Genomic DNA, 22,863 nt, shown 5'->3' with positions numbered 1-22,863 from the left:
GGTTGTCTTTGTGATCCCTCTGGGGTTCGAACCCAGGACCCCATCATTAAAAGTGATGTGCTCTACCAGCTGAGCTAAGGAATCAGATAAACTTCGTTTTTTAAAGCGATGCAAATATAGAGTGATTAAATGGAAATCGCAAACTGAAAATGGCAGAAATATCTATATTTCCCAAGAGGAGGTGAGGTCGGTTAGCTTTATTGTATTGGTTCGTAATTTGATAGTGAAATGAAAAAAAAACGAAAAAAAACTTCAAAATTTTAAATTTACTTGAAATTGCTTATGATAATGGTCTTTTTTGAGGTTTAAAGATGTAGGTTTTTGTTTGGTTCATTTGAAGTAAATTCCGAATTTCTCAGTAATAAACTTGATTTTAGATCGTAAAAATTTCAATACATTAAAATATTTTTAAATTTGTAGTCGTTGAAAAAATGACAGGAATTACTTCCTGCTTCTTATAATCTGTTAATATATCTTTTTCATGAAACAAAAAATTGTTGTGATTACAGGAGCTTCTTCTGGAATAGGAAAGGCATTGGCTTTAGAATTTGCTTCCCGTGGATCTAAAATTGTTTTGGCCGCAAGAAATCTCGAAAAACTAAAAGAAGTGGAAGAAAGTATTCTGGCTTTGGGAAATGAGGTTTTAGCCGTTAAAACGGATGTAAGTGTTGAAGAAGATTGTAAAAATCTGATAACAGAGACTGTAAATCGATTTGGTGGAGTAGATGTACTGATAAATAATGCAGGAATCTCGATGAGAGCTCTTTTTACTGATTTGGATTTGTCGGTCATCAAAAATTTAATGGATGTTAATTTTTGGGGAACAGTGTATTGTACCAAATTTGCAATGCCATACATTGCCAAATCCAAAGGATCGGTTGTTGGAGTAATTTCAATTGCGGGCTATATTGGTTTGCCTGCCCGATCGGGATATTCGGCATCAAAATATGCCATTCGAGGATTTCTGGATACCTTACGGGTCGAAAACCTAAAAACCGGCGTTCATGTGTTGGTAGCCGCGCCTGGTTTCACAGCCTCAAATGTTCGGAATGTTGCCTTAACAGCTGATGGATCGATGCAGGGTGAAACCCCCCGTGACGAAAGTAAAATGATGAGTGCCGAGGAATGTGCACGCTTAATTGCCATTGCAGTAGTGAAACGAAAGCGTGAACTGATCATGACATTTATGGAAGGGAAATTAACCGTATGGCTTAAAAAATGGTTTCCTTCATTATTGGAAAAGCTAACCTATAATCATATGGCTAAAGAGCCTGATTCTCCTTTAAAATAGTACAGCATTACAAATGGGTGTTTTGATGAGCATCCATTTGTTTTTGACCAGCCCCGTAACCTTTATAAATGCTGGCAGTATACTTTCACGATTGTGATAATTTAATTACAATCTACGATTCACTACTACACTAAATGGATAAATCGCATTTTAATACGTTTATCTTCTCCAGTGCGGATAAGATTTACTATTACGTATATTGCTTATTGAGAAATCAGGAGGAGACTCGTGAGGTGGTAAGCTTAACAATTGAGGAATGTTGGAAGGAGCGAAAGAAATTTAGCCATACCGATATGATTTATGTGTTTAAGATTGCAAGAAAGTTGGCAAGACTTAAAACTTCTGGTTTTGAGAAAAGAATGTCTTTAGGCTATACGAATAATTTATTAGCAGATACCAATCCGGTTTTAACTCATTTCTGTTCTCTAACTCAGGATTTATCACCCTTACAAGCCGAAGTAATGTGTTTGCGCTCTATGGTTCGGTTACGCATGGATGATATCTCTGTTGTTGTAGGTTTAGGAATAAATAATGTACAATCCGTTCTGTCGGTGGTAAGAAAAGTTCTTAGAGCGAGAATAGATCTAAATGGTACCATGGCAGATTTCAAAAACAATGAAGTTTTATTTAAATACTATTCCGGCAAGTCAACATTAAAAGAAGAAGAACAGCTGCGACTGTATTTTTCGAGGATGGATTTGTCTGATGTAACGGATGCTGACAGAGAGCTTTTTCAGTTGTTCTTAAAAATGGGCAATGAACCTATGCCATCCAATTGTTCCGAGCAATTGCTTTTGGAAATAAAAGAAATACAGAAGAGGAATTGGCGAAGTTCTTTCTTTGGAATTTTTAAGTGAGAAATAAAAAGGACTTGTAACAATTACAAAGTAGAGGTGATGTCTGTTTCATCGAAAAATTCTCTTCGGGGAGGAATTGAATTCAAATCAAATAATTCGGCCCATTCTATTTTCACTCTAAAAAAAGTTAAATTCGGATTGTCAACCGATAAGTAAATTTCTTGAAGGGTTTTACTCTCTTCGAATATTTTCCGTTGCATTTCATCAGATACATCGAAGAATGCTTTGCCTGCCACACGAATGGAAACTCTATCGTGCCAGCTCACCATTTCGACTTTTGGGTTTTCTTTCAATTGCAGGTATACCTCTTTGTTTTTTGCGGTGGAAAAGAACAATTCCTGTTCATTCAATTGCATAATTCGAAAGATTCTTACCTTAGGACTTCCTTGATCATTAACTGTTGCTAAAGCAAGATCTTTGTGCTGGTTGAGTAATTTTATTAAATCTTTCATAAGTACTTAAATTTTACCGGGTTATTTTATTCCAAACGATCAGTAAGCGATTTAAAGCCTTTGCCTAAAACTTCATTGGTTTCCATTACCGAAACAAACGCTATTGGGTCAATAGAGTGGATGTAATCCTGCAGCATCGACAATTCTCTTCTGTTTACAACAATAAAAATTATCGATTTTTCTTTTAAATCAAGTGTTCTATTGCCTTTTATAATAGTCCCGTTAAGATTGAAATCATTGGTGATTTTGGCTCTGATTTCTTCATGTTTATCAGAAATAATAAATAATGCTTTTTCGTAAGTAGAACCCTGTAAGGTGATATCAGTAACTTTTCCAATAATAAAAAGTACGATCCATGAATACAATGGAATCTGCCAATCCATTTTAATGTATAAACAACTTAAAATAATCAGGGAATCAACATAAATAACTAGTTGGCCAAGGGGAAGTCCGGTATATTTTGCACCAATCATGGCGATAATATCTGTTCCGACAGAACTTGCTCTTGCTTTAATTATCAGGCCTAAACCAAAACCAATAAAGATTCCTCCAAAAATACAGGATAACAGCACATCATCTACCAACGGAATAAATCCCCACCAAGTGCTTACAATATCAATAAATAATGCGCATAAAATGAATGATATAAAGGTTTTAACACCAAAACGGGGACCCAATAGTTTTATGCCAATAAAGCACAAAGGAATGTTTATGGCCAAACTAGCTAATCCAACGGGAATACCTCCACCGTATTTTCGAAACAAGTCATTCGAATAATCCATGAATTGATAGAGTATACCTGAGAAAAAGCCATCGTAATCAGCAGGATTTAATGTGCCAAAAATGCCATGGGGGAATAATCCAATAGTAAGTTTATTAATGACAATACCTAAACCATAGACCGTACCCGGTACAATCCCATGAGGAATGATAAAAAAAACAAATCCGGCAGCAACAACAAATGCACCGAAAATTAGAATGGTATAATTATAAAACCATTTACTTGAAAAGAGAGCATCTTTTTGTATAAAAGTCAAAACGATTATGATTTATGGAGTTGGAATTAGTCTTAAAGCTTATTTGGATTTTTTACAAAATAATAGTTTTTATTGAGATTCATGGAGCTTCACAAGATATTTTTCTGTTAAAATAAATTGAATTGGTATTGTTTTGTTTGTAAAGAATTGATTGTTTTGCATCACGATCAAATACGGAGACTATGAAGGCTAAAATTAGTAAGTTACTAATGCAATTGTTTGGGTGGAAATATATTGGAGATATACCGCAGGTTAAGAAGGCTGTTGTGATTGCGGTTCCGCACACTTCCAACTGGGATTTTGTTTGGGGAAAGCTTGCTTTTTTATCTTATAATATTCCTACAAAAGTATTAATGAAAAAAGAGATGTTTGTGTTTCCTCTTAAGTACATCTGGAAATCGTGGGGAGTAATTCCTGTTAATCGTTCAACAAAAGGCAACATGACTGATGAATTGGTTAAAGAATTTGCAAGTCGTGAGTCTTTGTATTTGTCAATTGCACCGGAAGGAAGCCGCAGCCTTCGTGCTGAGTGGAAAAAAGGTTTTTATTATATCGCGCTAAAGGCAAATGTTCCTATTTATCTGGCTGAAATTAACTACGAGGAAAAAACCTTAACTTGTGGTGAGGCTTTTTATCCTACGGGCGATGTAGAGAAGGATATGATTAAGATTAAAAGCAAGTATATCAATTGTAAGCCTAAATATCCGGCGAATTTCACAACAGGATTGTAACCAAAAGAATAAGATGTCCGATACGCTAAAAGTTAGTTTAGTTCAATTAGAATTGGTTTGGGGAAATGTTGATGAGAATCTGAGTAAAATTTCGAATCTGCTTTTACCTTTAAAAAATCAGACTGATTTAATTGTTCTGCCTGAGATGTTCTCGTCAGGTTTTATGATGGAAGATAAAAGTATGATTGCGCCAAAAGCCAAAATGACTCTTGATTGGATGAAAAATCAAGCCGGAGAGTTAAATTCGGTTCTTCTTGGAAGTATAATTGTAGAGGAAAACGGCGAATATTTTAACCGTTTGTACTGTGTTGATGGCGGGAAAATTATTTGTTCGTACGATAAGCGTCATCTGTTTAGAATGGGAGAGGAGCATCACCATTTTTCAAGTGGCAGTGAGCGGGCTGTCTTCAATTTGGGAAAATGGAGAATATGTCCTTTAGTTTGTTATGATTTACGTTTTCCGGTATGGAGCCGTAATCAGAATGATTATGACATTTTGCTGTATGTTGCCAACTGGCCCGAAGTTCGCAGAGAGGTTTGGAATACGCTTTTAAAAGCACGGGCAATTGAAAATCAGTCGTTTGTTGTTGGAGTGAATCGAATAGGATCTGATGGTTTGGGACTTTCTTATGCCGGAGATTCAGCTCTTTTTAACGCAAAAGGTCAACTTGTTGGAAAATGTGCCGATTACACCGAAGAAATTGTTAGTCTGCAATTAAATTTAGATGAATTAAATGAATTCAGAAGTAAATTTCCGGTTCTTTTGGATGCAGATTCATTTCAAATAAGCTAAAATACACAAAATATGTGTCTGATTAAAAGTGAATTGCTGTTTTGTGGCAATAATGTACTTTCGGGTACTTGTAAAACTAAACTTATAGTTATATATTTATGACTAGAAACTATTCTAAAATAAAATCAATGAAAGAATTAACTCGGGCAGAAGAGCAAGTGATGCAAATCCTATGGGATCTGGAAAATGCATTTGTGAAGGAAATTATAGAGAAAATACCAGAACCCAAACCTGCTTACAATACCATATCCACCATTACACGAATCCTTGAGAAGAAAGGATTTGTGAGTCATATTGCTTACGGCAAAAGTCATCAGTACTTTCCATTAATGGGAAAAAAGGAATATACCCGAAAATTTATGAAGGGTTTCGTTCGTAATTATTTTTCGAACTCTTATCGAGATATGGTTTCATTTTTCGCTAAGGAAGAGCAAGTGAGTTTATCGGAATTGGAAGAGGTGAAAAGAATGGTTGAAGAGCAAATAAAAAAGCAAAGTAGATAAGCTAATAGTAAATGATTACAGGCATAATCTTATATTTTTTGCAATCGGCAATATGCATGGCTTTTTTTTATGCCCTGTATTGGTTGTTTCTAAAAAGGGATACCTTTTTTAGAGTTAACCGTGTGTTCCTTTTGCTTACATTGCTTGCCTCAATATTAATTCCAACTTTAGAAATACCTTTTCAGCCCGAACCAAAGAGTACGATAGAAAATTCATTTCATGTATTAGATGCCGTGGTTTTAGCTTCGCAGCAGTATTTAAACAGCAATATGCTCGAAGAGGTTGTTGTTACGGCAACAGTAAAAAAAGCTCTTACATGGTACCAATACTTAGGTGTAGTGTATATTTTGGGAGTATTTCTTTTTTCGATCCGATTTTTTAAAAATTTATTTCAGTTATTTTCCTGGACAAAAAGCAGTAAGATTCTGCGTGAAAAAGGACTTCGGCTGGTGATCATGAATGATGATTATCCTCCTTTTTCTTTTTTAAATTCTGTTTTTATCAGTAAGGCTGATTATCAAAAGACCAATTTTACATCCATATTAGCTCACGAAAGGGTGCATGTCGATCAGCTTCATACCTTCGATTTACTGATGATTGAAATTCTCACAGTAATTTTTTGGATGAATCCTGTTGTCTGGTTTTATAAATCATCAATTCAGGAAGTTCATGAATATTTAGCCGATGATAAGGTTGTAAATGGAGTCGTGAATGCGAATGAGTACAAAATGCATATTGTGAATCAATTTGCTGGTGGTGATTTGTTCCGTTTGGCCAATAATTTTGGGCAGTCAACACTGAAAAAAAGAATCTCGATGTTGGGCAGAATAAAAACACCAAGAATTGCATTGGTAAAACTCTTGCTTATTATACCAATTTTTATGGTTCTGTTATCAGCTTTTGCTTTCACAATTAAGGAGGAAGAAAAGTTAGATACTGAATTCTCATTTAAAGAGTTACTGCCGATGGACTTGAATATATTTTCTTCCTTACGAAGCGAGCCGGCAAATTTTTATTCTGAAACAAAATATGAATTCTCACCGCAATTAGTCACTCACAAAATTAATAAGCTGGAATATAAAGAAACAATCAACCCTGAAGAAATAAAGACCATAACTGATGAAATGCCTGTTTTTCCGGGCGGCGTAATCGCCCTTCAAAAATTTCTGGCAAAACATGTTAAATATCCTAAGCTAGCTCAAACTAAACAAATTGAAGGTCGTGTGTTTGTTTCTTTTGTGATTAATAAAGAAGGCAGAGTTGTTAATGCTGCTTTGGCAAGAAAAGTTAATCCCTTATTAGATCGTGAAGCTTTACGGGTTGTATCGTCTCTTCCTAAATGGAATCCGGGAAAGAAAGATGGAGAATTTGTGAATATTGCATATACTGTTCCTATTAATTTTCAATTAAAGAATTTAATCGATAAGCCTGTTGAGTCGCCGGATCCTTTGTATTCAAGAATTAAGAATTCATCCGACTATCATTTGGAAAATGTTCTTAAAACTAATATGAATAAGAGCAAAGAATATGTTGTAGTAGAGAAAATGCCGCAGTTTACTGAGGCAAATGGCAATTTGAGAAAATATATTGCAAGAAAAATTCAATATCCTGTTCTGGCTGCCGAACAGGGCTACGAAGGTCAGGTTTTTGTCCAGTTTGTTGTGAGAACTGACGGTAGTGTTGCTAAGGCGAAAGTAATAAAAGGAGCAAATATTGAATTAAATAAGGAAGCCTTACGTGTTATTAACAGCATGCCTAATTGGGTGCCCGGCGAGCAACACGGAAAAAAAGTTGAGGTTAAATATACAATTCCTATTCGTTTTTCTTTGAACTAATAAATTTTTTTACGTATATTAACTAAGAAATTAGTTACAAAACTAACTTCTTAGGAATAAAACCAAACCAATTTATATTGTCTAACCAAAAACCCTTTATTATGGAAGTTAAGAAAAACCCCCGCTATGATTTGGAAAAAAAACGAGGTTTATTTTTACAAATCGGATTCTTTTTAAGTCTTATAATTGTATTAATGGCTTTTGAGTATAAAACCCCGGTTGGAAAAACGGCAGATTTAGATTTTGATGTTCTTGAAGAAATGGACGAAATTATTCCTATAACCGTGCAGGACAAACCTCAGCCCAAAGAAGTTCCTAAAATTAAAGAGATGATTTTAACTGAACTGACTTTAGTAGAAGATGATGATGATGTACCTGATCTTGAGATTAAAGATTCTGACATTAGTGAAGATGATTCCTATGTTATTGCAGATGTAAAAGAGGATATCGAGGAAGATGTTGAAGATGTGCCATTTGTAAGGGTTGAGCAAATGCCAATATTTAATCCTAAAAAGAATAATACCTATGATGAGGGATTAAAAGATTTGTTTGTAACCATGCAGAAAATGACCAAATATCCTATCGTGGCTCAGGAAAATGGAATTGAAGGAAAGGTGTATGTTCGATTTGTTGTTACAAAAACAGGGAATATCGAACAGATTCAAGTAATGAGACCTGTTGATCCTTCTTTGGATAAAGAAGCGATTCGTGTTGTACAAAGCCTTCCTAAATTTAAACCGGGAATGCAAAGAAACAAACCTGTAAGTGTTTGGTTCAGCGGGTACATTTCGTTTGTATTGCAATAGTTCCTTTTTTTTGAATCGCATAACTAATTATTTAGTTTACGAATGCATAAAAAATCATTAAATGTCTCACCAAAAAACTCATGATTATGCAAGTGAAAAAGAACCCCCGATATAATTTAGAGAAGAAAAGAGTTCTGTTCTTACAATTTGGTTTCTTAATTAGTTTCTTATTTGTGCTAATGGCCTTCGAATACAAAGTACCAATGAATGAACCGGAAGATTTTGTATTTGATTCGATTGATGATATGGAAGAATTGACAGCAGTAACTTTTCGTGAACCGGAGAAAAAAATGGAGCCGCCAAAAGTCAGGAAAATAGAATTAATTGACCTGCTGGTGATTGAAGAGAATCCTGAAGAGGAATATATTCCTGAGGATTCGTTTGGAGATCCTAACGAGGAAATATTGGAACAACCAGCCTATGAAGAGGAAATATCAGAAGAAATGAGTCCTTTTGTAAGCGTAGAGGAGATGCCAATCTTTAATCCACAAAAAAATAAAACCTATGAAGAAGGGTGCAAAGATTTGTTTATCACCATGCAAAGAATGGTTAGGTATCCGATAGCAGCGCAGGAGTCTAATATTCATGGAAAAGTATTTGTGAAATTTGTTGTTACAAGTGAAGGGAACATATCAAATATCCAGGTGACTCGTAAAGTGGATCCTTTATTGGATGAAGAAGTTGTTCGTGTGGTACAGAATTTACCAAAATTTAAACCTGGCAAACAATTTAATAAAAAAGTATCGGTTTGGTTCTCAGGCTATATTAATTTTGTTTTGCAATAGGTTTTAATTGTACATAAGTATTCGAAAGTTTGCAACTATTACAGCTTAAATCCGTATATTTAATTATAAAGCGTTCTTTGAACTCATCCTCTTATGAGGACTTAAGCTAAACATTATTAGATGTTTTGGTGATGTTTAGTTTATTGTCACTGCTGATACTGTACTTTAATATTTAAAATGTTTAGCTATGATTCCCAAAAAGAATCCAAATGCTGATTTGGAAAAACGAAAATCATTGTTTTTTGAAATTGGGTTGGTTATGGCCTTAGCATTAACTTTAATATCTTTTGAATGGCCTACAAGAGTAAGAGAGGTTGTTGAAATTAGAAATTTGGTTGATTTAAAATTGGATGAAGAAATCATTCCAATTACCAGACAGGAAGAAATTAAAGAAAAACCCAAATTACCACCAAAAATTCAATTAACAGATGTAATTACGGTTGTTGAAAACAATACCGAGTTAGAAAATGAAATTGAAATCGTTGAGGAAAACTTGAATCAGGAAACTGAATTTGAAATCGCTCCACAAGAAGTATTTGTTGAGGAAGAAGTTGACGACGAAGCGAAAATTTTCGTGATTGTAGAGGAAATGCCAATATTTAGGCCAGATATCTGCAAAAACAATGTTGAAGGTAATTTGGAATTGTACAGACACATCAATTCGAGTATCAGATACCCTGTTATTGCACAGGAAAACAATATTACAGGAAGAGTTTATGTTAGTTTTGTAGTGGGAAAAGATGGTGGTATTTCAAAAGTAGAATTGCTTAGGGGAATTGACCCTTCATTGGATCAGGAAGCTCTGCGTGTAATTCGAAATTTACCCAAATTTCAACCAGGTAAGCAAAGAGGAAAGCCGGTGAAAGTTTCTTATTCCGTTGTGATAAACTTTGTACTTCAGTAATAGATAACAAACAGACAAATAAAAGTAAAGCCTGCTGAATGGTTTAGCAGGCTTTATTAATTTTATAGTATCGCAGAATGAATTTTTTCAGCCTCTGCATGTTTTTTTAACAGATCAATTGCTAAATCCATAGCTTCCGGTAAAGCTTTATCAGCTTGAAAACTAATAATGATCATGAGAAAGGTTTGACAATTTTCATCAATTTGGGTTCGTAAAGAATCGCTTGTAGGACTTCCAAATGCTCCCAGATCATCTCTGAAAACGGGCAGTTTATCTATATTTAAAGATCCTCGTCCGATTCCTTCATAGGCTTCGTCAGTTTTTCCAATGCCAAAGCGAACGACACCTTCTATTTTGTCAGCATTGTATCCGCCAATTGAAAACCCACTTGTAATAGACACCAAATTTAATAAATCTACCACATTATTTATTTTGTACAATCCTTTCCCATTTACAATTCTTCGTAACAAAGATTCTGCTGACAAGCGATACCTGCTGGGGTCTTTTCCAACTGCCCGATATCCTTTTTTTGAACTATTAATACTTGGGATATCTACAATTCCTGAAATAGCCAGATTTTGTTGAATATTTATTGTTTTTTCATTAATTATCTGCCATAGATCCGGACATTCTTCTTTCGTATTTACCCTGCATTGAATAATGCCCAGACGAAGAGATGGACAAATTTGTTTAAGTTCTTCTTCTATTTCTATTTTAGTCATATCAATTTTCATTCGCTAATCAGGATTTTCACTAATTGGCAATTTGAATGCAAAATACAGATTCTACTTATCTTATTGCAATTAATAACAGGAATAAATTTAATTTCAGAATCAGAAAAAATTTTATCATAAACTTTTTATCAGGAAAGATATTCGTTAACTTTAGATGATAACGACTGAAAAAATGACCTGTAAAACTGCTTTAATAACTGGTGCTGCAAAGCGAATTGGAAAATCTATTGCCATCCACATGGCAAAGAATGGTTTTAGTATTGCCATTCACTACAATTCGTCGAAAAATGATGCAATTTCGTTGCAAACAGATTTGGTGAATAAGTATCCGGAACAAAAATTCAAGATTTTTAAAAGTGATTTGAATTCTGCTCAAGACACAGATCGGTTAATTGATAAGGTTTTATTACATTTTGAGAAGATTGACGTTTTAATAAATAATGCATCTGTTTTCGATTCAGGAGTAATTCAAGAGACTTCGGTAAAATTGTTTCAGGATCAGATGAATGTGAATTTGTTAGCTCCTTTTATCCTGTCAAGGGATTATGCTATGAATAGTGAAAATGGATTGATTATAAATCTGTTGGATACTCGAATTGCAAGCTATTCAAATTTGTATGCGGCTTACAGTTTGTCGAAAGTTGGACTGGCTCATTTAACAAAAATGGCGGCACTTGAATTCGCACCAAAAATTAGGGTGAATGGTATAGCTCCCGGAGCTACACTTCCTCCGGTGGATCAGGGAGAAGAATATTTACAGAGGCTTGCAGAAAAAACGCCAATGAAAATTTCCGGTGGAATTGAACCGATTTTGCAATCATTGGATTATATATTGGCAAATCAGAACCTAACCGGACAGATTTTGTACTGCGACGGAGGTGAACAACTCTTATAAATTAGATATATGGCAATTATTCGTGTGAAAAATTTGTTGATTAGAACCTATATTGGTTTTAATGAAGACGAATTGCGTAACAAACAAGATGTTGTGATTAATATGACAATTAAAGCTGATGTAGACAATGCTATTGCTAATGATGATGTTGAGAATTCATACAATTACAAAACAATAACCAAAAAGGTGATTGTGCTTGTGCAGGAAGGTAAATTTAAAATGTTGGAGAATTTGACCCGGCAAATATTGGATTTAATTTTGAAGAACCCCCAAGTGGAGTGGGTAAAAGTTGAGGTGGATAAACCTCATGCTTTGCGTTTTGCAGAATCTGTATCAATTGAATTAGAGGCTTACAGAGAAGGTATTTCTTAAACGGAAGTTTTACTAAAGAAATATATAATGAACGATTGTATTGTAGGTATAGGATCGAATATTAATCCAACAGAAAACATTCGGAAGATGCTATGTCTTCTGTCGAAAGATCATTTGCTGAAAAAACATTCCAAATGGATTAGAACTGCACCGATTGGAATTACCAATCAGCAGGATTTTATTAACGGAGCCGTGAGGTTAAGAACTCATCACTGCCGTGAGGAATTCAATTTATATTTGAAACAATTGGAGGATAAAATGGGAAGAGACAGAAGTCTTCCAAAATTTGGTCCCCGTATAATCGATTTAGATATTGTTGTATGGAATGATGAAATTGTGGATGAGGATTATCATTCAAGAGATTTTTTAAAGAAGTCGGTAGATGAACTATTACTTGGTTAATCTTTGTTTTAATTGTTTCGCCAATTCAATATCAGCCGTTGCCCAGTCAATTTTATCTAATTCTCCAGGTTCAATCCATTTGTAATTTTGATGAACTTGAAGGATTAATTCACCCGACAGATGTTCTGCAAAGTAGCTCAGCAAATGAATTGGCTTGTTGCCATAATCAAATATGCTCTCTCCAAAATAGTCAAGAATTTTTGTTTCTATTCCAAATTCTTCAAACAATTCTCTCTTAAGGCATTGCTGAGGTGTTTCACCAGATTCAATTTTCCCGCCCGGGAATTCCCATTTGCCGGATAAGTCGTCATTCTTACTTCGTTGGGCAATAAATACCTTCCCGTTTTTAATGATTATTGCTGCGGTAACTTTGATCGGTTCCATTAGTTAGTCATCCCTTAAAAAGCCAGATATTTTGGGAGTTTGATTTTTGAAAATAATTGCATCCAAAGATTTGGTTTTTTAAAAAAGACACAAAGGATTTGCTCTTTAATTCTATTGAGCATTTTCTTTAGATTAAACCCAGTTCCGGCAAAAATTGTATTTAATTGATTACCTGGAAGACCTTTTAGATAATTCCTTAACATTCTGTGATCTTGCTTAATATGTCCAATAACCGGTTCTATTCCAGCTCTGGATCTAAAACGTTTCCTTGCTTTTTGTTTTTCATACTGAGTCGTTTCTCTTTTAGGAACAGAAGGTGATATTATTTCAGTACCATTGATTTTCTTTTTCCCTCTGTATCCTCTGTCTACGATCCCTATTTTTGGACAACTTCCTGTTAAATATTCTGTTTGTTTTAAATGTTCTTCTAGAGTGTGGCCATCGTAAGGATTATTTTCAAAGGCAATAGCGCCAACTACTATTTTTGTGGTTTTGGTCAAAACAAACCCAGTCTTGTTTCCAAACTCAAATTTCTTTGCTTCTTTTCCTTTAGCAATACAGCGAGTCTCAGGTTCATGGATACTGTAAATCTTGTTCTTATTTCCTTTTTGCTGCGTTAAGACTTTATCGAGAATGATAAATAATTCCTGATATCTGTTTTGTTGAGATGTGGTGAATTGTCTTTGGATATCTCTGACCTGGCGACCAGCAATAGTCTTGATTTTTCGTAATGCAGCTTTGGCTTTCTTCCTTCTTTTTGGATGATTATGAAAACGTTGGTCTATCATCAACTGCTTTAAGGTTCGGGTATAAGTTTGGCGTAATGTGATTCCTTCTTGTTTGGCTATCTTGTTTACTTTCTCAATTATACGCTTGTGTAGTTTTGCGTCGGTTGGGTAAGTGATATTCTTCTCTTGTACCGTACTGTCAATTAATACTTCTTTTTCCTGAGCTTCTTTGCCAAATAACTGAATTGATACTTTCAATAATATTTCTGCTCCTTCTTTCCCAATACGGTTTCTAAAATGTATAAACTCGGTTGGATCAAAAGGCTTTTGTGTTTGAAAAACTTTCTCCCCGCTAAAATACTGCCAATAGGGATTTTCAATCCATCTGTCAACGATGGACTCATCACTTAAATTATAAATGTGTTTCAACAGAAGCAACCCTACCATTCTTCGGATTGGAACAGATGGACGTCCGATTTCGGAAAAATAAACAGAGAATTCTATTTCTATTGAATCCCAGTCAATTCGCCTTGATAAAATACACAATTCATGCTCTAAATTGATGAATCGTTCCAGTGGTGTGTCAAAAATACTTAATTGAGGTGTATTGTCCTGTTTTCCAACCATATCTGCAAGATTTTCAACTAAGATACTTATTTGCTTGCAGATTTAAGTAGGGAATAAAAAAGTTTATCAGTTGATTATCAATATTCTGGAATCTTTTTAAGGGATGACTAGTTATTGGAAGATGAAGGCGTTAATTCTTCGAGTAGATCGGATGCCAGGCGTACTAAATTTTTGCAGGACATGCTGTAGTTGAATTTTATATCGAAACAAGTCAGATATTCTGATTTTTCTTGAAAACGTCTGGTGAATTCAGCTAATAATTCAGGTTTGTCTTTCAGTAATTCCAAAGCAGCATGGTAAGCTCCGCAATTGCCGCCCTTTGCTTTTCCATTGCCATCTTTTGAGCTTTCATTTATCTCATCATTAGTAATCCTAAACTCCTCTTGAAAAGCTTTATAGATTGCCTGAGCGCAGTTGTAATAACCAGGTGGTTTGTGAAAATATTTTAAGGCTATATCGGCCTTTGTATCTTTATTGGAAAAGCTCATTGATTAATATAGTGCTTTGGTAACTGACAAATGTAGTTTTTTACGAATACAATAACCAAAGATTAAGATACTTCTTCAGCATGTGTCAAAAATATCTTTATTTTATATGATAATTTATATTCAGTCTAACACATTTTATATGATTATTTGTTTGTGTTTTGTATAAATTCGAGGCTTAAAAAATGTAGAGGTCAGTTAATTTATCTGCCTTTCATGTTATTTAATATTTTAAGCAAAACCCAGTAAAGTAATTAAAGTTAAGGATGAGACTGAAGGAATTAAACATTTTATTGATAAGGTGAATAAAGTAACAGGTGAAGTTGATGTTCAAATTGAATTGATGGATAAAACGCCGGATTATGTGATTGATGAAGTTGAAAATGTAGTTCTTGTAAATGAAAATAATCATTTGATTAGTGCCTACAAATTTTAATTATTTTAATTGTCGAATCAAATAAAAAAAGGTTGTCGTATGGCAACCTTTTTTCAATTAAATATAGTTGTTCTTCTAAAAATCATTTGGTTATTTCAATGTAGTTCTCCTCGGGATCCAAAATTACACTTTCTTTTCTTATTGATTAAATTTCATGTTTTACTGCATGGATATTTTAATTTTCTCTTTTAGTGATCTGATTTTCGAGTCGTTGCTTAGCGAAAAAGTATTGGAATCTTTTTCTGTAAATTCCAGCAGCAATAACGATTTTCCGTAATAATTTAAGCCATTTACTTTATCGCCTTTAGCGATATTCAATTCTGCCTCAGCAAAAAAGAGCTCCGATAATATCTTTAAATGACTATTTGTGTAATTGTGCTTTGTAAGCAAATCTTCGGTAAGTTTTTCTTTTGGGAGATTTCTAAAGAATGAGGCATCTTCTTTCAGAAAATCACGATAAGCATTCTCTAGTAATTTATGAGCTTGCGACAAGTCTCCTTTTTTAATTAAACCTAAAAGGAGAGCGATTAAATCAGCAATCATTTCAAGCATTCGCATGATAAAGTCTTTCTGGTACATAATTTTGATTTGGAGTGGTTTTTTGTTTCGCAATTGTAAAAATAATCAGAAAAAATTAAGAAGTATATCTAATTACCGGATTGTTTTTTGTTAATCAGTGGTGTTTTTGTAAATTCGAATTTTGCAATAGAATATACATGATTGTATTCAGCAATCTATATCAATTCATTAAAGTTTATTATTATGTCATATATTGATCGTTGTCATGAATTAAAATTGGCCTTTGATGGAGGAGAGTCAGAGTTTGACGGGATGGAATTTAGAGAGTATCAATTTCATTCTTTAGCACACGATATTTTACCAGGTAAAACCAACTATTATTGTGAAAGTCATAAGTTGGATCTTATCGAGAACATGTTTGCCCAGAACGAAATTGGTAAAATACAGGATGATGTGCATATGAATGATGTTGTTGTTGAGGAAAATAAAAACTTCAGCTATAATATATTAAAACCAAAAGGGGATTGTAAAATAGAAAAACTAACATTTATCTTTCATGGCTTTAATGAAAAAACGTGGGATAAATATTTGCCGTGGGGACAAGCTATTTGTGAGAAAACACAGAGCGCAGTTGTCTTTTTTCCGATCGCATTTCATATGCAGCGTGCACCAAAGCATTGGAGCGATAAAAAGGCAATGTTTGAATTGAGTAAAAAACGAAAAGCACAATTTCCAAATATTATTGGTTCCTCATTATCGAATGTAGCCATCAGCATGCGGCTTCATTCCATGCCGCAAAGATTTATCTGGTCGGGTTTGCAAACTTATTACGATATCATTCAATTTATTGAAGAGTGTAAAAGCGGCAAGCATGAATTAATCGATAAGGATTTTAGTTTTGATATTTTTGCATACTCTATCGGAGGTTTTTTGGCTGAAATTCTGAAGTTAACAAACCACAAAAATTATTTTAGTGAAACAAAATTGTGTTTGTTTTGCAGTGGTGCTGTATTTAATCGTTTGTCTCCTGTTTCTAAATTTATTCTGGATAGTGAAGTTAATGTTACCTTGTATTCTTATTTGGTTGAGCATTTCAGCAGTTTTTTAAAGAAAGATAATCTTCTGCATCATTACATTGAAGAAGATCACATGGAAGGGAAGGTATTTCATACCATGTTGGAGTACAAGAATATGAGATATTTTAGAGAAGCTTTGTTTAAAAAAGCCGAAAATCAGATTTATGCGATTGCCTTAAAAGGAGATTCTGTTTTTCCGACTTACGAGATTGAAAATACCTTGAAAGGAGCCTCCAGAGATATTAATATTACTGTAGAAGAGCTTGATTTTCCATATTCATATTCACATGAAAATCCATTTCCAATGAATAAGGCAGAGTCTGTAAATATTGAAGAAAGCTTAGATCTTGTTTTTAGTAAAGTTTGTGATTTTTTGAATCAGGAATAAATCTGATTATCAAATTAAATTAATCCTTTTTTAATACAGGTTGAAATGAAAGAAAATCAGACAAATTCCAGTGCTCTTCTAATCATCGACATGCAAAAAGGCTCGTTTACGCCCGCAACTCCTCGTTATGACACAAAGGGAGTTGTGAAGCGAATCAATCAATTGGCCGCTGGATTTCGTGAATATGGGAATCCTGTAGTATACATACAGCACAATGGTTCGAAACAGAATTGTTTTGTGCCTGGTACAGAAGAGTGGGAAATTCTGGATGATCTAAACATTGCTGAATCTGATTTGGTTCTATATAAAACGGCGAATGATTCTTTTTATGAATCCGACCTTGAAGAGAAATTGAAAGAACTAAACGTGAGCGAATTGGTGATTACGGGATGTGCAACTGATTTTTGTGTAGAATCCACAATTCAATCTGCATTGATTAAGGATTTTAATATTACCGTAGTTAAAGATGCGCATACGACGGCGGATCGGCCCCATTTATCTGCAGAGAAAGTAATTGAACATTACAATTGGGTTTGGAGTGATCTGATTCCAACTAAAGGAAGGGTTGAAATTGTGGCAACCGCAGAGATCTTATTTAATACTTAGGAAATATGCGTTCTCAAGAGAGGATGGGTGATTTGTTAAGTACTGCACACAGAAGTCAAAATCATTTGTTTCTAATACATTCTATTGTAAAATATTAATACCTTTGTCGTGTCGTTAGGGGTGCTTGAGTATTTATTTGGGCTGAGACTTTACCCTTTTACCTGATCTGCATAATAGTAGCGTAGGGAAATGATTCGTCTGATTTTAACTTGCCTAAGTAATTAGATAGAACCGTTTCGTTATGTACGAGGCGGTTTTCTGTTTTTACAGCCTTTTGTTTTGCAGATAATTATTACTAATTATTTGACTAATTAAAAATAACAAATGAGTTCTAAATTTAATAAGTACGCATCAGATTATGATGCGTGGTTTCTCGAAAATGAAAATGTATTGTATTCTGAAGTAAAACTTGTTGCCCATTTTCTTGAAAATGCAGGAGATATATTCTCTGTTGGTTGTGGAAGTGGCTTGTTCGAAACAATTCTTGAAAAAGAATTCAATATTTCGATAAAAAATGGAATTGAACCTTCGGAAGGAATGGCTGATATCGCTAGGAAACGTGGACTTAATGTGGACATAAGCACTGCGGAGGAGATGGAGTTAGGTAAGGAAAACTACGATACAATTTTGTTTAATGGTACGCCAAGTTATATTAGCGATTTGCAAAAAGCATTTAATAAATCTTACGATGCTCTACGTCCAGATGGTAAAATTGTAGTTATTGATGTTCCTAAAGAAAGTTCTTATGGAGTTTTGTATAATCTGGCAAAAGCGTTAGGCACTTGGGAACACCCATTATTGGAAGGAGTTCATCCAAGAAACCCTTATCCTATTGAGTTTGTGAAAGCCGCTAATTGGAGAACTACTGCAGAAAAGGTGGATATGTTGAAGAAATCCAATTTTAATAATCTTCAATTTGCTCAGACATTAACCAAACACCCCTTAAATTCCAATCTGGTGGCTGAAGAACCAATTAACGGATTTGATTGTGGTGATTATGTAGCTATTTGTGCAATTAAAAACTAATCGGTTATGAAAATGGGTAATAAATTAATTGAAAATTTATCTGCTATCAGAGAGCAAGCTCCTTTGGTTCATAATATTACTAATTTTGTAGTGATGAATACGACTGCAAATGCTCTGCTCGCTATTGGTGCTTCTCCAGTAATGGCACATGCCTTGCACGAAGTGAAAGATATGGTAAATATTGCTTCAGCATTGGTAATTAATATGGGTACTTTATCGGAAGAATGGGTCGAATCCATGATTATTGCAGGTGAAAAAGCCCGGGAAAGAAAAATACCAGTTGTATTCGATCCTGTAGGTGCAGGTGCAACGCCTTATCGAACATCGAGTGCTTTGCGAATAATTGAAACGTGCAAGCCTAATATAATAAGGGGAAATGCTTCCGAAATAATGGCTTTAGTTGATCAAACAATGCTTACGAAAGGAGTTGATAGTTCTGTGGCTGCGGATGTTGCTTTAGAATCAGCTAAAATTTTGGCATCTGGAAACAATTGTGTTGTTGTTATAAGCGGTGAGATTGATTTTATTACTGATGGAATAAAAGTTGAATCGGTTGGTTTTGGGAATCAATTGATGGCCAAAGTTACTGGAATGGGATGCACAGCTACAGCAGTTTTGGGTGCATTTGCTGCAACAAATCCCAATACATTTCAGGCGGCAGTATTTGGGATGATGGTGATGGGAATTACTGGTGAATTTGCTGCATCTAAGTCTAATGGACCGGGAAGTATGCAAATGCATTTTATTGATTGTCTGTACAGTTTATCTGAAATAGAAATTGAAAAAGCAACTTGTACTTTACAATGAGAACGGAAGATCTAAAATTGTATCTCGTTACTGACAGTGACCTTGCAAATGGGAAACCTCTTGCAGAGATTATTGAAGCTGCCATTAAAGGAGGCGTGAGTATGGTACAAATTCGCGAAAAGAATTCGACGACTAGAGAATTCTATGAGTTGGTAATGTCGGTAAAGCACATTTTAAAAGTTTACAATGTACCGTTAATTGTTAATGATAGGTTGGATATTGCCTTGGCTGTTGATGCGGATGGTTTACATATAGGACAGAGTGATTTGCCCTATAAGGAAGCTAGAAAAATTCTAGGATTTGATAAGATCATTGGATTATCAGTGGAGAGTATCGAACAGGCAAGAGAGGCAAATGATTTGGATGTAGATTATATTGGTTTATCGCCTGTCTTTTCGACACAAACAAAGAGCGATATTGCTAAACCACTTGGGCTTGATGGGATAAAGGAGATTGCTTCTTTTTCAAAACATCCATGCGTGGCTATTGGCGGGATCAATAAGAATAATTTGGGAAGTATTATAGAGGCAGGGGCTGATGGCGTTGCTCTTGTTTCTGCAATAATTTCGCAGGAATATCCTGAAAAAGCAGCAAGAGAATTAAAAAAGATTATTGATAGTATAATGAATGAACACATTGAGTAAATGGACTGGAGTACAAAAGCCTGGGAATCAATTGAGGAAATCTACACACAAATATTGAACTTATCCTTTATAAAGGAATTGACCAGTGGTACGCTTGAACGGGAAAAATTCAATTTTTATTTGGAGCAGGATTCTATTTATTTGGCTGAATTTGGGAAAGTGCTGGCAGGTATTGCCTGTAAATTAGATAAGTCGGAGCATAGAAAGATTTTTTTGAGTTTTGCTCTTGATACGGTGGCTGTTGAACAGGCATTGCATCAGTTTTATTTGCAAAGCAGGAAGAAAGTCGTAGAAGCTTCACCTTCTTGTTTGTTGTATACCTGCTATATTCATAAACAATTGGCAGCAACTTCGATCGAGGAGGCTGTTGCAGCCATTTTGCCATGTTTTTGGATCTACAAAAAAGTTGGAGATTATATTTTGGAAAATCAGATACCTGGTGAGAATCAGTACCAAAATTGGATTGACACTTATGGAGGAGATGAATTTTCGGAAGCGGTTGAGTTGGCTATTGAGATTTGCAACGAATTGGCTAAAGGAACTACGATATGTAATCAAAATAAAATGATTGATGCTTTTGTAATGGCTTCGAAATTGGAATGGATGTTTTGGATAAGTGCCTATGAAATGGAGGAGTGGCCTGTAAAATCAAATACAATTATGTATGAAAACATACAATAGAGTTTTAAGTATAGCCGGAAGTGATTCCGGAGGAGGAGCTGGAATTCAGGCTGATATTAAATCAATTTCGGCTTGCGGTTGTTATGCCGCAACGGCAATAACAGCAATTACAGTTCAAAATACCTTGGGCGTGAGTAATGTTCATGCTGTTCCAGATCAGGTTTTGCAGGAGCAAATTGAATCAGTTCTTTCAGATATTGGTGCTGATTCCATAAAAATTGGCATGTTGCATTCTTCAAATACAATTCTTGCTGTTTGCAGCGTTTTGGATCAATACAAAGGCATAAAGAATATTGTTTTGGATCCAGTAATGGTCGCAACATCGGGTGATGTTTTATTGTTGGATGAGGCGGTTGATACACTAAAAAGATTTTTGATTCCCAGAGTAAGAGTGATAACACCAAATGTTCCGGAAGCTGAAATTTTATTGGGCCGAAAGATTGAATCTCAATCGGGATTTATTCCTTGCGCTAAGGAATTAGCAAATTTATTTCAGGTTTCAGTTTTGCTAAAAGCGGGGCACTTAGACGATGAAGATTTAATTGATGTTTTTTACGATTTTGAAAATCAGGAGAGTATTTCGATGAAATCCAAACGGTTAAATACAAGAAATACTCATGGAACTGGGTGTTCAATATCATCAGCTTGTGCTGCTTTTCTGGCTCGTGGTTTCGATTTGCAAATGGCGGTACAGTTGGCTAAAAATTACATTAACAATGCAATTGTGGCAGGGGCTGATTATCGGATTGGTGAAGGGCATGGGCCTGTGAATCATTTTTACGAATACTGGAAGTAATGAAAACAAGAGGTCTTTTTACCCAGCAAGTTTGGGAACTGGTTCATCCTACATTTCAAGAAATAACCTCATGTCGATTTGTTTGTGAACTAGCAGATGGTTCACTGCCCAAAAGTTGCTTTGCACATTATTTAACTCAGGATGTATTGTATCTTATAAAAGATGCAGAAGCTTTAGGGAATTTAAGTAAGCGGGCGACTATGGCAGAGGATCAATTGTTTTTTGAAGAATTACGAAATGATGGTCTTCAGGTAGAGCTTTTGATAAGAGAAGAATACCTCGGGTATTACGAACTTCAGGAAGCAACAAGTCAATCCAAAGCTTTCGCTGATTATTCCGATTTTTTACTAAAGCATTCATTGGAATCGTCTTATGAAGTTGCATGTGCAGCTTTACTACCCTGTTTTTGGATTTATGGAGCAGTTTGTGATTTTATAATTGCAAGAATGACTCAAAATAATCCATATCAAAAGTTTATTTCAACTTACTCAGGTGATGAATATTATTCATATCTAAACACATTTATTGAAATAGTGGAGCAAAATTTTATGAATTCATGTTTTCAAGAAGATATGATCAATGTTTTTATTGAAGCAAGTGAGCATGAATTGCGTATTTTTGAAGAATCAATGCTACCTGCAAAATAGTATTGATGAATGGTCAGTTTTAATTAAAAATCTATCGATTGAATCATGAAAATCACAAATAAAACAGCACTTTTGCTAATTGATCTTCAGAAAGGATTTGAGGATATTGAGCATTGGGGTGGAGGAAGAAATAATCCGGAAGCAGAAGAAAATGCGGCTGAAATTTTGAAAGTCTGGCGTGAAAAAGACTTGCCTTTATTTCACATTAAACATTGTTCTACTATACCAAGTTCGCCTTTTGTTGAAGGTAATCCGGGAAACGATTTCTTGGAATTGACCAGACCAATTGAGGGTGAACCTGTGATAAAAAAGAATGTGAATTCGGCCTTTATTGGTACTGATTTAAAAAAACTGCTTGATAAAAAAGGGATAACCCAATTGGTGATTGTTGGTTTGACAACTGATCATTGCATTTCTACAAGCACACGAATGGCTGGTAACTATGGTTACGAAACTTATTTAATTAGTGATGCCACTGCTGCTTTTGATAAAATAGGAGTAAATGGTGAGAAATTCTCCGCTCAGCTTATTCACGATACAGCATTGGCAAGTTTACACGGAGAATTTGCAACTGTTGTTGATACAGATGAGTTTTTAAATTATTTGAAATAGAGAT

General features: G+C 34.8%; 29 protein-coding genes, 1 tRNA gene and 1 riboswitch. Of the genes, 22 read left to right on the top strand and 8 right to left on the bottom strand.

The window, feature by feature from the left end; translation table 11 throughout:
* Positions 1 to 11: 11 nt before the first annotated feature.
* Positions 12 to 84: transfer RNA gene (locus ACY0M5_RS14125), tRNA-Lys, on the bottom strand.
* Positions 85 to 481: 397 nt separating this feature from the next.
* Between ACY0M5_RS14125 and ACY0M5_RS14120 the strand changes: the two genes are divergently transcribed.
* Together ACY0M5_RS14120 and ACY0M5_RS14115 are read left to right on the top strand one after the other, a co-directional pair.
* Positions 482 to 1,291 carry an SDR family oxidoreductase gene (locus tag ACY0M5_RS14120; protein ID WP_124994291.1) on the top strand — a complete coding sequence of 270 codons (810 nt, stop codon included), beginning with the start codon at positions 482 to 484 and terminating at the stop codon, positions 1,289 to 1,291.
* A gap of 134 nt (positions 1,292 to 1,425) precedes the next feature.
* Positions 1,426 to 2,148 carry an RNA polymerase sigma factor gene (locus tag ACY0M5_RS14115; protein WP_461629581.1) on the top strand — a complete coding sequence of 241 codons (723 nt, stop codon included), beginning with the start codon at positions 1,426 to 1,428 and terminating at the stop codon, positions 2,146 to 2,148.
* Positions 2,149 to 2,171: 23 nt separating this feature from the next.
* On the opposite strand, the gene ACY0M5_RS14110 is transcribed toward ACY0M5_RS14115, so the two are convergent.
* Both ACY0M5_RS14110 and ACY0M5_RS14105 read right to left on the bottom strand, forming a co-directional pair.
* Entirely contained in the window at positions 2,172 to 2,600 is a 429-nt protein-coding gene (locus tag ACY0M5_RS14110; RefSeq protein WP_156197136.1) for a pyridoxamine 5'-phosphate oxidase family protein, read from the bottom strand.
* A gap of 26 nt (positions 2,601 to 2,626) precedes the next feature.
* Positions 2,627 to 3,637, bottom strand: coding sequence for a YitT family protein (locus tag ACY0M5_RS14105; RefSeq protein WP_461629580.1), 1,011 nt, complete (start codon positions 3,635 to 3,637; stop codon positions 2,627 to 2,629).
* Between the two features lie 182 nt (positions 3,638 to 3,819).
* On the opposite strand from ACY0M5_RS14105, the gene ACY0M5_RS14100 reads away from it, so the two are divergent.
* The 7 genes from ACY0M5_RS14100 to ACY0M5_RS14070 all read left to right on the top strand — a co-directional run bounded on the left by ACY0M5_RS14100 (position 3,820) and on the right by ACY0M5_RS14070 (position 9,994).
* Positions 3,820 to 4,368, top strand: a complete 549-nt coding sequence (locus ACY0M5_RS14100) for a 1-acyl-sn-glycerol-3-phosphate acyltransferase (RefSeq protein ID WP_124994287.1) — start codon at positions 3,820 to 3,822, stop codon at positions 4,366 to 4,368.
* Positions 4,369 to 4,381: 13 nt separating this feature from the next.
* Complete coding sequence (locus ACY0M5_RS14095; RefSeq protein ID WP_461629579.1) at positions 4,382 to 5,161, top strand: amidohydrolase; 780 nt, start codon at positions 4,382 to 4,384, stop codon at positions 5,159 to 5,161.
* 128 nt (positions 5,162 to 5,289) lie between these two features.
* Positions 5,290 to 5,664 carry a BlaI/MecI/CopY family transcriptional regulator gene (locus ACY0M5_RS14090; RefSeq protein ID WP_101262091.1) on the top strand — a complete coding sequence of 125 codons (375 nt, stop codon included), beginning with the start codon at positions 5,290 to 5,292 and terminating at the stop codon, positions 5,662 to 5,664.
* 56 nt (positions 5,665 to 5,720) lie between these two features.
* A complete protein-coding gene (locus tag ACY0M5_RS14085; RefSeq protein ID WP_461629578.1) occupies positions 5,721 to 7,499 on the top strand; it encodes a TonB family protein in 1,779 nt (592 codons plus the stop codon).
* Positions 7,500 to 7,600: 101 nt separating this feature from the next.
* Positions 7,601 to 8,305, top strand: a complete 705-nt coding sequence (locus tag ACY0M5_RS14080) for an energy transducer TonB (RefSeq protein ID WP_461629577.1) — start codon at positions 7,601 to 7,603, stop codon at positions 8,303 to 8,305.
* A gap of 86 nt (positions 8,306 to 8,391) precedes the next feature.
* Entirely contained in the window at positions 8,392 to 9,090 is a 699-nt protein-coding gene (locus ACY0M5_RS14075) for an energy transducer TonB (RefSeq protein ID WP_461629576.1), read from the top strand.
* Positions 9,091 to 9,277: 187 nt separating this feature from the next.
* Entirely contained in the window at positions 9,278 to 9,994 is a 717-nt protein-coding gene (locus ACY0M5_RS14070) for an energy transducer TonB (protein ID WP_124994282.1), read from the top strand.
* Between the two features lie 62 nt (positions 9,995 to 10,056).
* Here the strand turns inward: ACY0M5_RS14070 and ACY0M5_RS14065 are convergent, their stop codons facing one another.
* Positions 10,057 to 10,716, bottom strand: a complete 660-nt coding sequence (locus tag ACY0M5_RS14065; RefSeq protein ID WP_461629575.1) for a B3/B4 domain-containing protein — start codon at positions 10,714 to 10,716, stop codon at positions 10,057 to 10,059.
* A 184-nt stretch (positions 10,717 to 10,900) separates the two neighbouring features.
* On the opposite strand from ACY0M5_RS14065, the gene ACY0M5_RS14060 reads away from it, so the two are divergent.
* The 3 genes from ACY0M5_RS14060 to folK are packed head-to-tail and all read left to right on the top strand — an operon-like array spanning position 10,901 to position 12,397.
* Positions 10,901 to 11,623, top strand: coding sequence for an SDR family NAD(P)-dependent oxidoreductase (locus ACY0M5_RS14060; RefSeq protein WP_124994281.1), 723 nt, complete (start codon positions 10,901 to 10,903; stop codon positions 11,621 to 11,623).
* Positions 11,624 to 11,632: 9 nt separating this feature from the next.
* Positions 11,633 to 11,995, top strand: a complete 363-nt coding sequence (folX, locus tag ACY0M5_RS14055; RefSeq protein WP_461629574.1) for a dihydroneopterin triphosphate 2'-epimerase — start codon at positions 11,633 to 11,635, stop codon at positions 11,993 to 11,995.
* A gap of 27 nt (positions 11,996 to 12,022) precedes the next feature.
* Entirely contained in the window at positions 12,023 to 12,397 is a 375-nt protein-coding gene (gene folK / locus ACY0M5_RS14050; protein ID WP_191991647.1) for a 2-amino-4-hydroxy-6-hydroxymethyldihydropteridine diphosphokinase, read from the top strand.
* On the opposite strand, the gene ACY0M5_RS14045 is transcribed toward folK, so the two are convergent.
* From ACY0M5_RS14045 to ACY0M5_RS14035, 3 genes are all read right to left on the bottom strand, one after another.
* Positions 12,386 to 12,781: a (deoxy)nucleoside triphosphate pyrophosphohydrolase gene (locus ACY0M5_RS14045; protein WP_461629573.1), complete on the bottom strand. Its 396-nt coding sequence runs from the start codon at positions 12,779 to 12,781 to the stop codon at positions 12,386 to 12,388. The genes folK and ACY0M5_RS14045 overlap by 12 nt on opposite strands.
* A gap of 14 nt (positions 12,782 to 12,795) precedes the next feature.
* The gene (locus ACY0M5_RS14040) at positions 12,796 to 14,136 is read right to left on the bottom strand and encodes an IS5 family transposase (protein WP_461629572.1); all 1,341 of its coding nucleotides are present in this window, start codon (positions 14,134 to 14,136) and stop codon (positions 12,796 to 12,798) included.
* Between the two features lie 107 nt (positions 14,137 to 14,243).
* Entirely contained in the window at positions 14,244 to 14,624 is a 381-nt protein-coding gene (locus tag ACY0M5_RS14035; RefSeq protein ID WP_156197143.1) for a C-GCAxxG-C-C family (seleno)protein, read from the bottom strand.
* 298 nt (positions 14,625 to 14,922) lie between these two features.
* Here ACY0M5_RS14035 and ACY0M5_RS14030 point away from each other — a divergent pair, with 298 nt between their 5' ends.
* Complete coding sequence (locus ACY0M5_RS14030; RefSeq protein WP_461629571.1) at positions 14,923 to 15,057, top strand: hypothetical protein; 135 nt, start codon at positions 14,923 to 14,925, stop codon at positions 15,055 to 15,057.
* Between the two features lie 159 nt (positions 15,058 to 15,216).
* Here the strand turns inward: ACY0M5_RS14030 and ACY0M5_RS14025 are convergent, their stop codons facing one another.
* Positions 15,217 to 15,636 carry a hypothetical protein gene (locus tag ACY0M5_RS14025; RefSeq protein WP_461629570.1) on the bottom strand — a complete coding sequence of 140 codons (420 nt, stop codon included), beginning with the start codon at positions 15,634 to 15,636 and terminating at the stop codon, positions 15,217 to 15,219.
* A gap of 183 nt (positions 15,637 to 15,819) precedes the next feature.
* On the opposite strand from ACY0M5_RS14025, the gene ACY0M5_RS14020 reads away from it, so the two are divergent.
* From ACY0M5_RS14020 to ACY0M5_RS13980, 9 genes are all read left to right on the top strand, one after another.
* A complete protein-coding gene (locus tag ACY0M5_RS14020; protein ID WP_461629569.1) occupies positions 15,820 to 17,040 on the top strand; it encodes a DUF6051 family protein in 1,221 nt (406 codons plus the stop codon).
* A 45-nt stretch (positions 17,041 to 17,085) separates the two neighbouring features.
* The gene (locus ACY0M5_RS14015; RefSeq protein ID WP_461629568.1) at positions 17,086 to 17,646 is read left to right on the top strand and encodes a cysteine hydrolase family protein; all 561 of its coding nucleotides are present in this window, start codon (positions 17,086 to 17,088) and stop codon (positions 17,644 to 17,646) included.
* A 106-nt stretch (positions 17,647 to 17,752) separates the two neighbouring features.
* A riboswitch (TPP riboswitch) is annotated at positions 17,753 to 17,851 on the top strand.
* 119 nt (positions 17,852 to 17,970) lie between these two features.
* Positions 17,971 to 18,672: a class I SAM-dependent DNA methyltransferase gene (locus ACY0M5_RS14010; RefSeq protein ID WP_124994272.1), complete on the top strand. Its 702-nt coding sequence runs from the start codon at positions 17,971 to 17,973 to the stop codon at positions 18,670 to 18,672.
* Positions 18,673 to 18,684: 12 nt separating this feature from the next.
* The gene (thiM, locus tag ACY0M5_RS14005) at positions 18,685 to 19,479 is read left to right on the top strand and encodes a hydroxyethylthiazole kinase (protein WP_461629567.1); all 795 of its coding nucleotides are present in this window, start codon (positions 18,685 to 18,687) and stop codon (positions 19,477 to 19,479) included.
* Positions 19,476 to 20,123 (top strand): thiamine phosphate synthase, encoded by a 648-nt coding sequence (thiE, locus tag ACY0M5_RS14000; protein ID WP_461629566.1) that lies wholly within the window; start codon positions 19,476 to 19,478, stop codon positions 20,121 to 20,123. Before thiM ends, thiE begins: the two co-directional genes overlap by 4 nt.
* The gene (gene tenA / locus ACY0M5_RS13995; RefSeq protein ID WP_461629565.1) at positions 20,124 to 20,804 is read left to right on the top strand and encodes a thiaminase II; all 681 of its coding nucleotides are present in this window, start codon (positions 20,124 to 20,126) and stop codon (positions 20,802 to 20,804) included.
* A complete protein-coding gene (gene thiD, locus ACY0M5_RS13990; RefSeq protein WP_461629564.1) occupies positions 20,788 to 21,600 on the top strand; it encodes a bifunctional hydroxymethylpyrimidine kinase/phosphomethylpyrimidine kinase in 813 nt (270 codons plus the stop codon). Before tenA ends, thiD begins: the two co-directional genes overlap by 17 nt.
* Positions 21,600 to 22,247 (top strand): TenA family protein, encoded by a 648-nt coding sequence (locus ACY0M5_RS13985; protein ID WP_124994267.1) that lies wholly within the window; start codon positions 21,600 to 21,602, stop codon positions 22,245 to 22,247. The genes thiD and ACY0M5_RS13985 overlap by 1 nt, the downstream gene beginning before the upstream one ends.
* A 45-nt stretch (positions 22,248 to 22,292) precedes the next feature.
* Positions 22,293 to 22,859, top strand: coding sequence for a cysteine hydrolase family protein (locus tag ACY0M5_RS13980; protein ID WP_461629563.1), 567 nt, complete (start codon positions 22,293 to 22,295; stop codon positions 22,857 to 22,859).
* Positions 22,860 to 22,863 lie beyond the last annotated feature (4 nt).

Source organism: Labilibaculum euxinicum (assembly GCF_963678175.1).
Taxonomy (GTDB): Bacteria; Bacteroidota; Bacteroidia; order Bacteroidales; family Marinifilaceae; genus Labilibaculum; species Labilibaculum euxinus.
Note: the sequence above shows the minus strand (reverse complement) of the source record. Positions and strands in the feature narration are given on the sequence as shown.